Source organism: Microbacterium sp., assembly GCF_052102115.1.
Classification (GTDB): Bacteria; Actinomycetota; Actinomycetes; order Actinomycetales; family Microbacteriaceae; genus Microbacterium.
Map to the genome: position 1 here is coordinate 341 of NZ_JBQDVP010000097.1, position 4,435 is coordinate 4,775.

Consider the following 4,435-nt stretch of genomic DNA (forward strand, 5'->3'; position numbering starts at 1 on the left):
GGAAATTGCGGGTCGCAGGCGCCGGCACCCGCATCTTTCCGGACGCGCCCCAGCGGCATGTCTGGGAAATGGCGGGTGCGACGCGCCCGGTCCCGCATTTTCCCCGACATGCCGGACAGGGCGGATGCCGGGGGGCGGATGCCGGGGGGCGGATGCCGGACGGACGAAGGCGCCCCGGATGCTGGATCCGGGGCGCCTTCTGTGCAGCTGCTGTTACTTGATGCGCGCGTGCACGTTGTCGGCGTCGAACTCGTAGACGCCGATCGCGGCGCCTTCGGGGTCGTTGTCGTCATTGAACGTGATCTCGCCGGAGTAGCCGTCGTAGTCGGCCGTTCCTCCGCCGTTGATGATCTCGGCGCAGTCGGCGTAGCTGGTGCACTTCTCACCTTCGCCGGAACCACCGGAGACCTGCTGCATGGCGGCGGCGATGTCCTCGCCCTCGACCGATACGCCCTGCAGCGCCGCCAGGGCGATGAGGATCGTGGCGTCGTACGCCTCGGCGGAGTAGGTCAGCGCGTCGATCGGCTCGTTGCCCTCGGCGGTCCAGACCTCGTTGAGCTGGTCGATGAAGTCGTCGGGCAGCTCAGCGCCTGCGCGCGTGCCCTTCGAGCCTTCGAGGTTCACTCCGAGGTCGGGCCAGTCCTTCAGGTTTCCGTCGACGAGGTACAGCGCACCTGTGTCGACGCCGGCGTTGCCCAGCAGCGGAGCGACCGTGGCGAACTGGTCGTACGACACGATGGCGACAGCATCCGGGTTGGCGGCGGCGATCGTCTGCACCTGGGCGTTGAACTGTCCGTCACCCTGGTTGTACGACGCGTCGGCGACGACCTCGCCACCGGTGCTCTCGAAGGTCGACTTGATGGCATCGAACAGACCGGTACCGTACGGGTCGTTCTGGTAGATGATGCCGAGGGTCTTGTGCCCATCCTCGGCGATCTGGTTGCCGAGGACCTCACCCTGCAGGTTGTCGCTGGGGGCGGTGCGGAAGTACAGCGGGTTGATGCCGGTGAACTCCGCCGAGGTGTTCGACGGCGACACGGTGACGATGCCGGCACCGGCGTTGCCGTCGAGGATCAGCTTCGTGACGCTCGACGACGCGGCTCCGACCATCGCGGTGACGCCGGCGCTCTGCAGGTTCGTGATCGAGGTCTCGTAGGCCTTGTTGTCGAGGTCGCCCTCGTCTTCGGAGGTGAGTTCGACCTGGACGCCGGCTGCCGCCTCGTTGATCTCGGAAACGGCGAGCTGGACGCCGGCTTCCATCGGAGCGCCGAGGAACGACAGGGTTCCTGTCGAGGGAAGAAGGGACCCGAGCTGCAACGTCAGGTCGACGTCAGCGGGACGCTCGGTGTTCGTTCCTTCATCGGATTCCGGTGCGGGCGCGTTGCTTCCGCAGCCCGTGATCACAAGCGCCGATGCGCTTGCCAGGGCGAAGGCGGCAAGCCACTTCGTGCGCGACTGTGTGCGGTTCATAGTGCTCCTTTGCGACGACGAGCATGGCGGGCATACTCGGGGTGATCCCACTTTATGGCGCAGGGGGTGCCGGTGGGTATCGGTGCGCTAACGATCTGGACGATCTGGCCGCCAGTAGCAGATCGACGATGAAGATGCCGACCGCGATCCAGACGATGATGAATCCGATCCAGCGTTCCGCGGGCATCGGCTCGTGCAGCAAGAGCACGCCGGTGAGGAACTGCATGATCGGCGTGATGAACTGGATCATCCCGATCACCGCGAGGTTGATGCGCCGCGTCCCGGCGGCGAACAGCAGCAGCGGGACGGCCGTGGCCACCCCGGCGAACAGCATGAGCACGGTGTGCCAGACGCTGACCGTGCCGAAGGTGATCCCCGTGGTCTGGGCGACGATGATCAGCTGCACGACGGCCACCGGGATCAGCCAGAAGGATTCCAGGGTGAGGCCGCTGACAGCATCCACCGCTGGTCCGATCTTCTTCTTGACCAGCCCGTAGAGCCCGAATGATGCCGTCAGTCCCAGGGCGATCCAGGGAATGGAGCCGTACGCGACGATGATGACGAGGACGGCGACCACGGCGACGCCGATCGCGATCCACTGCAATCGGCGGATGCGCTCGTGCAGCACGAACACGCCCAGCAGTACCGTGGCGATCGGGTTGATGAAGTAACCCAGCGATGTCTCGATGACATTGCCGCTGAGGGTGCCGATGACGAACACCTGCCAGTTCCCGTAGATCAGGACGCCGGCGAGCGCGGTCCAGGCGAGCAGTCGCGGCTGCCGGATGATCGCCAGGATGCGGCGCCAGCCCCGCATGACGGTGAGCAGCAGCACGCAGAACACGAGCGAGAACAGCACCCGGGCGCCGACGACCTCCCAGGGGCCGGCGGGCACGAGCAGCAAGAAGTACAGCGGCAGAAACCCCCAGAGGAGGTAGGCACCCGCGGCGTACGCTGCGCCTGCGGCCCGCGTGCGCGGCGTGGATTCGATGCTCACTGCTCCACACTAGGTGTCCCGGCGCGCGAGGCGGGCCCCCGCCCCGCAGCATCCGCTACACCTTGTGACAATCGCGGCATCGATCGATGGGGCGGATGCCACGGAATGCCGCGCGAACGGGCCTCAGCGCCAGACGGCGCCAGCGGGCGGACGGCCCTTGCGCGTCGGCAGCCCGGCCGCGACGAGGATGTCGTACAGCACGCGCGGATCCTTCAGGGCCGGAGTGCGCCAGCGCGACAGCTTCGAGACGACCCGCGCGAGCCCGTCGGCGCGGTCTTTTTCTGCCACCAGCGCCTGCGCCGGCGTGCGGCCGTTCAGCAGCGCCGGATCGAGGTACTTGCCCACGCCATCGAACTCTGCCGCGTGGTCGAAGTCTGCGAAGTAGAAGTCGGGATAGACCCACCGGCCGTCAAGGAGCTGGATCGGATGCCGCGGGCCGGAGCCGATTCGCGCAGCACCCTCTCGATGTCGACGGGGGTCGCGAGTGCACCGCCCCCACGCCGCGCCCAGAGCACCTGGTCCATCACGATCACGGCCGAGGTATAGCTGAGAACAGAGGCGAGATCCACAGCGGTCTGGGCGGGTGTCGTGACGAGATGTCCCTCCCACGGGGTCACATCGACTCCGTCGATCCCCCAGGCGCGCCGGCGCAGCCGCCCGCTCGCCCGTCCCCCGGTCGCACGCTCGACGCGGGTGTCGACCCGATCCGGCCAGGAGCCGAGGATGTCGATGCCCCAGCGGGCGGCTGCGGCCAGATGCGAGAGCACGAGCGGTCCACGTGAGCGCTCCATCGCCTCTCGCACCCGGACGAGGTGTCGATCGATCGGCTTCAAGGATTCCCAGCTGCTCGCGGTCGCGTAGGTGCCGGGGGCGACTCTGACGACCGTCTCCGACGCCAGGTGACGGCGCACCTGCCGGTAGTCGAGCGGATCGGCACGGCGATCACGCGCGCGCACCAGGCGGATGTCTTCGGGCTTGGTCATCAGCACAGCATCCACTCCCGTATCGTTCCGTGGACCGCTCTTCACAGGCGGCGCCCGCACCCCACACCTGTGCAGAACGAGTCCACGGGCGGCTCGCTCGCAGCATCCGTTGCATGTTGTGGCAGACGCAGCATCGATCGATGGGGCGGATGCCACGAAATGGCGCGCGAAGAAGCGTCAGCCGCCGGCCCCGCAGAAATAAGTCCTTCGAATTGAATATCTCTCTGGTGCTCCGCCTCGAAGGGGACTATGGTAAGCACCACCCAGCAGTGACGAATCACCCGATCACGGGACTGTGCCCCCGCTCCGCGATCATCAAATGACGTGAGAGACACTCCTTTCGCTCTCGCGATTGATGTCGGCAACAGTCGTGTCACAGCGGCGGTCGCCCACGCGACGCGAGGCCCATACGACACTCCAGTTCTGTTCTCGCTAAGCGCTAGCGAGCACAGCGCTCCCTCATCCGCGCTCATCGACGAGACCGGATCGCTGGTCTTCGGCACCGATGCCGAGCGGCTCGGCACGTCGGATCCGCGGCGGCTCACACGCGAGTTCGCCCAGGATGTCGGCACAGAGACTCCCATCGCCATCGGGGTTCACGCGGTGCCCGCCGAAGACCTCGTCGCGCGCCTGTGCGCCTGGATCGTCGACGAGGTCACCGCGGCGGAGGGGGATCCGCCGGAGTTGGTCGCGATCACGCACCCCGCATCGTGGGGCGGGCACCGGCTCGAACGACTGCGCGCGGCCCTGCAGCGTGCAGGCATCGACGACCCCGCGCTCATCAGCGAGTCCGAGGCTGCGGCGGCCCAGCTCGCGGCATCCCATCCGCTGGAATCCGGTCGACTGCTCGCCGTGTACGACCTCGGCGGCACGCGATTCGATGCCCGTGTGCTGCGCACGCGCTCGGGCGGCCGATACCAGTCGGTCGGCGAGCAGGTGCGCATCGAGCACCTCGGCGGCGCGAACTTCGACGACGCGCTGCTGC

The 4,435-nt window shown here is 67.4% G+C and carries 5 protein-coding genes; 1 reads left to right on the forward strand and 4 read right to left on the reverse strand.

The genetic code is table 11. From position 1 onward, the window contains the following. Positions 1-213 precede the first annotated feature (213 nt). The 4 genes from ACTICP_RS15770 to ACTICP_RS15785 form a co-directional block, all read right to left on the reverse strand. Entirely contained in the window at positions 214-1,470 is a 1,257-nt protein-coding gene (locus tag ACTICP_RS15770; RefSeq protein ID WP_441893980.1) for an ABC transporter substrate-binding protein, read from the reverse strand. Between the two features lie 52 nt (positions 1,471-1,522). Beyond that, a complete protein-coding gene (gene rarD, locus ACTICP_RS15775) occupies positions 1,523-2,467 on the reverse strand; it encodes an EamA family transporter RarD (RefSeq protein WP_441893982.1) in 945 nt (314 codons plus the stop codon). A gap of 123 nt (positions 2,468-2,590) precedes the next feature. Further along, the gene (locus tag ACTICP_RS15780; RefSeq protein WP_441893984.1) at positions 2,591-2,812 is read right to left on the reverse strand and encodes a hypothetical protein; all 222 of its coding nucleotides are present in this window, start codon (positions 2,810-2,812) and stop codon (positions 2,591-2,593) included. Continuing rightward, positions 2,782-3,450 carry a hypothetical protein gene (locus ACTICP_RS15785; RefSeq protein WP_441893986.1) on the reverse strand — a complete coding sequence of 223 codons (669 nt, stop codon included), beginning with the start codon at positions 3,448-3,450 and terminating at the stop codon, positions 2,782-2,784. The genes ACTICP_RS15780 and ACTICP_RS15785 overlap by 31 nt, the downstream gene beginning before the upstream one ends. Positions 3,451-3,774: 324 nt before the next feature. Here ACTICP_RS15785 and ACTICP_RS15790 point away from each other — a divergent pair. Next, positions 3,775-4,435: Hsp70 family protein (locus tag ACTICP_RS15790; protein WP_441893988.1), on the forward strand; the 661-nt coding region annotated here is incomplete at its 3' end.